The sequence below is a fragment of the Streptococcus sp. GMD4S genome (assembly GCF_000296955.1).
This window is the reverse complement of the sequence record NZ_AJRE01000095.1, coordinates 1-4,872: the sequence shown is the minus strand read 5'-3', so window position 1 is coordinate 4,872 and position 4,872 is coordinate 1. Positions and strand designations below refer to the sequence as shown.

The 4,872-nt window shown below is 43.6% G+C and carries 4 protein-coding genes; 3 read left to right on the top strand and 1 reads right to left on the bottom strand.

Annotated elements, in window-relative coordinates:
- Positions 1-205: 205 nt before the first annotated feature.
- Positions 206-2,422 (bottom strand): single-stranded-DNA-specific exonuclease RecJ, encoded by a 2,217-nt coding sequence (gene recJ, locus GMD4S_RS06945; protein WP_008289394.1) that lies wholly within the window; start codon positions 2,420-2,422, stop codon positions 206-208.
- A gap of 177 nt (positions 2,423-2,599) precedes the next feature.
- On the opposite strand from recJ, the gene GMD4S_RS06940 reads away from it, so the two are divergent.
- Genes GMD4S_RS06940 through GMD4S_RS06930 form a run of 3 tightly spaced genes read left to right on the top strand, consistent with a single transcriptional unit; the run spans position 2,600 to position 4,853 of the window.
- Entirely contained in the window at positions 2,600-3,358 is a 759-nt protein-coding gene (locus GMD4S_RS06940; protein ID WP_001229579.1) for an amino acid ABC transporter ATP-binding protein, read from the top strand.
- 10 nt (positions 3,359-3,368) lie between these two features.
- Entirely contained in the window at positions 3,369-4,163 is a 795-nt protein-coding gene (locus GMD4S_RS06935; protein WP_000726200.1) for a transporter substrate-binding domain-containing protein, read from the top strand.
- Positions 4,164-4,175: 12 nt separating this feature from the next.
- Entirely contained in the window at positions 4,176-4,853 is a 678-nt protein-coding gene (locus tag GMD4S_RS06930) for an amino acid ABC transporter permease (protein WP_000131156.1), read from the top strand.
- Positions 4,854-4,872: the final 19 nt, after the last annotated feature.

Sequence of the window (4,872 nt, the reverse complement as noted above, 5' to 3'; positions counted from 1 at the left end):
TCATGTTACAAAAATTTATACTTTTACTACATAAGGTTTAAAAGCAGACATCGTATAAAGTGATAGAAGAGAATAAAAATGAATCATTTCCCCAATCTTAACATCAGTAGACCACTCAAAAGACTATCTTATCAACCACTCCCACACCAAGCATTTATCCGTCAAAAAGAGACCGAGATAGGTCATCTCAGTCCCTTTCTATCTATTACTCCATTAAAAAATCATAAATTTCTTGCACTGTCCCCAGCGCCATCATTTCTTGATTTTTTACAGTTTGTTTGAGATTTTGGTAAATCTGACTATCAGCTATTTCCCTTTTCGGCGCTTCTTTATTGACTGTCATGACACCATCTTTGATCGTTACAAAGCCTAGCTCTTCAAAGACTTGAATCATCTTGACCAGCAAGATTTGTTGGATATTGAGATAAGCCGCCAGATCTTTCAGCTTGTAGCGAATATCAAACTCTGGGAACTGGTAAATAGTCTTGTACAATTTTGCAAACTGTTCTCTAGTCCCGTAACCTGTCAGATAGTAGGCCTTGTCAATGTCGTTTTTGAAATAGACAGCTGAGAAATCCTGTTCCTGAAAAATGGTCTTCAGCAAGGTAATATCCTCGGGAATGGTTTTCACAACCACAGCATCACTATTCGCCAAATCCGGCACCTCTCCAGAGAAATCTAAAACTGGAACCCCTTCTGGCAAGACTGCATTCTTCCCACGAATGTTAAAGAGTTGAACACCTTCCACACGTGCATCCACCATCATCAACTGGAGGGCAGTTTGGCCATTCCATTGGTTGACAGACAGGGTGACTGCCAATTCTAAATTCTTGGTTTGAGCAAACTCTGTCGCCCATCTCCCTTGTCCGAAGGCCACCACCTCAAAACTCGCCTCACCCTTGGAAATTTTTAGTTTGAGGTGGGCATTGCCTGCTCCCATAGTACGGGCACTTTCGACATGAAAATCCTTGATATAAAAGACAGGTTTCTGATTATCCATCCCAAAGGGTGCCAAGCGTTCAAAGCTTTTAACCGTTTCTAAACTAAGAGTCTCCAAATCCAACTCTTCATCTAGATTTAACTTATTCTTGCCACCAGCATCTGCACCTTTTTCACGGACATAGTCTTCTAAAACCTGAGATAAATCTGAAAGTTTCTCAACTTCCAGCGTCATTCCAGCTGCACCAGCATGGCCGCCAAAGGCGATAAAGAGGTCTCGATGGGGATCCAGAGCTTCAAAAATATCGACCGCTTCCACACTACGAGCACTACCCTTGGCGCGACCTTCTTCTATATTAAGAACGATGACTGTCTGCCCTAGTTCTTCCAACAAACGACCAGCAACGATACCCAGAACGCCAGGATTCCAGCCTTCCTTGGCCAAAACCTGGACCTTTTTCTCAGGATCAACCATGGTCTTAGCTTCTTCATAGATTGACTGAACGATTTCCTTGCGCTCTTCATTTTTCTGGTGAATCATGAGGGCAATCTCATGAGCTTCCTCGTCGTCAAATCCAGTCAGCAAATCAATGGCAGGATTAGGATCATCCAAGCGCCCCAAGGCATTTAAACGAGGGGCAATCTGGAAACCAACCGTTTCTTCTGTTACTTCATTAGCAGCAATTCCAACCATGTCTAGCATTTCTTGTAGTCCAATGCGCTGGGTATGTCCCAACATTTCCAGACCATATTGGACCAAAATGCGATTCTCATCCGTCAAACTCACCATATCAGCAATGGTACCGATAGCGACCAAATCAAGCAATTCCACTTGCACTTCTTCTAAAAGAGCGCAAGCTAGCTTGAAAGCCACTCCGCATCCGGCCAAATATTTGAAGGGATAATCCGCATCTGGATGCTCAGGGTGAACAATCGCATAGGCATCAGGAAGGGTTTCCGGCATGGAATGGTGGTCGGTCACAATGACATCCACTCCCATAGACTGGGCCAGTTCAATTGCTTCGTGACCCGCAACCCCATTATCCACTGTCACAATCAAGGAAATACCCTCTTGCTCGATAAAGTATTTATAAACACTGGCATTGGGACCATAGCCATCGGTAAAACGATTGGGTAGGTAAACACGGCACTCAGCACCAAGCTGTTCCAAACTTTCCTTCACAATCGAAGCTGAAGTCATACCATCCGCATCGTAGTCTCCATAGATGAGAATGTTTTCCCCTTCTTCAATGGCCTGACGAATCCGTTCCACTGCCTTGTCCATATCATGGAGCAGATAGGGGTCATGTAAGTCCTCTAAAGAAGGTTCTAAAAACTTCTTTAGACTTTCTTCATCCTGAATCCCTCTTTCAAATAATAAGCGAGCCACCTCAGGACCCAGCCCAGCCTTCTTGGCTATCTTTGTAAAATCCGCATCTTCAACCTGCGGGGCAAACTGCCATTCATAAGTAGGAGTTATCAAAAAGACATCCACTCTTTCTAAGAATTCTATCGTTTCATTATAACATGATTTAGGCATTTTCTCTATTCAGATTGCTTTTTTATAACATTTTAGTGAATTTTTTTCAGATATGATTTGACAAGAACATTCTTTTGGTGTAGAATCATGTTATAAAATATAACACAAAGGAGATCTCTCATGGCTTTAGTAGAATTTAAACACGTCGAAAAATATTACGGAGACTACCACGCACTCCGCGACATTAATCTCCGTTTTGAAAAAGGACAAGTTGTTGTCCTGCTTGGACCTTCCGGCTCTGGGAAGTCCACTCTTATCCGTACGATCAATGGTTTAGAGGCTGTTGACAAAGGAAGTCTCCTGGTCAATGGACACCAAGTAGCAGGTGCTAGTCAGAAAGATTTAGTTCCTCTTCGTAAGGAAGTTGGCATGGTTTTTCAACATTTTAATCTTTATCCACACAAAACAGTGTTAGAAAATGTGACACTTGCTCCCGTTAAAGTTCTTGGAACTGATAAAAAAGAAGCTGAAAAAACAGCCCAAAAATATCTGGAATTTGTAAATATGTGGGACAAGAAAGATTCCTACCCAGCTATGCTGTCTGGTGGACAAAAACAGAGAATCGCCATCGCACGTGGTCTTGCCATGCATCCGGAACTCCTCCTCTTTGATGAACCAACATCTGCCCTTGACCCTGAAACCATCGGAGATGTTCTAGCAGTTATGCAAAAACTGGCACATGATGGGATGAATATGATCATCGTTACCCACGAAATGGGCTTTGCCCGTGAAGTTGCGGACCGCATTATCTTTATGGCCGACGGAGAGGTTTTAGTAGACACGACAGATGTCGATGACTTTTTTGACAATCCAAGCGAACCTCGTGCCCAACAATTCCTCAGCAAAATTATCAACCACGAAAGTGACAAAGTCAAATAAGGAGGCGCCTATGAAAAAGAAATTCTTTTTATACGCATTATTGATTAGCCTTTTCAGCCTTACTGCTGCCAAACCAGTCCAAGCCGATACCAGTGTGGCAGACATTCAAAAAAGAGGCGAACTAGTTGTCGGTGTCAAACAAGACGTTCCCAATTTTGGCTACAAGGATCCCAAGACCGGGACCTATTCTGGTATCGAAACGGACTTGGCCAAGATGATTGCAGACGAACTCAAAGTCAAGATTCGCTACGTTCCTGTTACCGCGCAAACTCGTGGACCGCTCCTAGACAATGAACAGGTCGACATGGATATCGCAACCTTCACCATCACAGACGAACGTAAAAAACTATACAACTTCACCAGTCCCTACTATACGGACGCTTCTGGTTTTTTGGTCAATAAATCCGCCAACATCAAAAGTATTGAGGACCTAAACGGTAAAACGATTGGGGTTGCCCAAGGTTCCATCACCCAACGCCTGATTACTGAATTGGGTAAAAAGAAAGGTCTAACCTTTAAATTCGTCGAACTTGGTTCCTACCCAGAATTGATTACTTCCCTTCACGCTCACCGTATTGATGCCTTTTCCGTGGACCGCTCTATCCTCTCTGGCTACATCAGCAAACGGACAGAACTACTAGATGATAGTTTCAAGCCATCTGACTACGGTATCGTCACCAAAAAATCAAATACCGAGCTAAACGACTATCTTGATAGCTTGGTCACTAAATGGAGCAAGGATGGTAGTTTGCAGAAACTCTATGACCGTTACAAACTCAAACCATCTAGCCATACCGCAGATTAAGGAGGACATCCCATGACAGATTTATCATCTTGGACAGCCTATTTTCAGGATTTTGGACAATTTTTCAATGGTTTCCTCTTTACCCTTGCCCTAGCGGTTGGTTCCTTTATCCTCGCCATGGTTTTGGGCATCTTCTTTGGGGCCATGTCAACTAGTAAACGCCCATTCTTGCGTGTTTTGGCTCGTATCTTTGTCGAATTTTACCAAAATACTCCCCTCTTGGTGCAGTTTGTCATCGTCTTCTATGGTTTGCCTCTTATCAGTGAACACACCATCATGATTCCAATTTATTGGACAGCTGTTCTCTGCGTCGGGCTCTATCACGGTGCCTATATTGCGGAGGTTATTCGTTCAGGGATTCAGTCTATTCCTAGTGGTCAGATGGAGGCCGCCTTGTCGCAAGGTTTTACCTATATCAGTGCCATGCGCTTGATTATCTTGCCTCAGGCCTTCCGTATCATTCTCCCACCTTTGACCAACCAAATCGTTAACCTCATCAAGAACACCTCTACCGTAGCTATCATCTCTGGAGTAGACTTGATGTTTGTGACTAAGTCTTGGTCGGCTCTCAACGGAAACTATATCCCAGCCTTTTTAGGTGCTGCTCTTCTCTACTTTGCCCTATGCTTCCCTGTTGCCCAGTTTGGTCGCAAGATGGAGCAAGCCAACAAAAAAGCCTATTCACTTTAGGAGGTTACTATGGAATCTA

Bases quoted from the DNA above. Each gene is read 5' to 3' on its own strand.
- GMD4S_RS06940 (WP_001229579.1), top strand. From the start codon at position 2,600: ATGGCTTTAGTAGAATTTAAACACGTCGAAAAATATTACGGAGACTAC.
- GMD4S_RS06930 (WP_000131156.1), top strand. From the start codon at position 4,176: ATGACAGATTTATCATCTTGGACAGCCTATTTTCAGGATTTTGGACAA.
- GMD4S_RS06935 (WP_000726200.1), top strand. From the start codon at position 3,369: ATGAAAAAGAAATTCTTTTTATACGCATTATTGATTAGCCTTTTCAGC.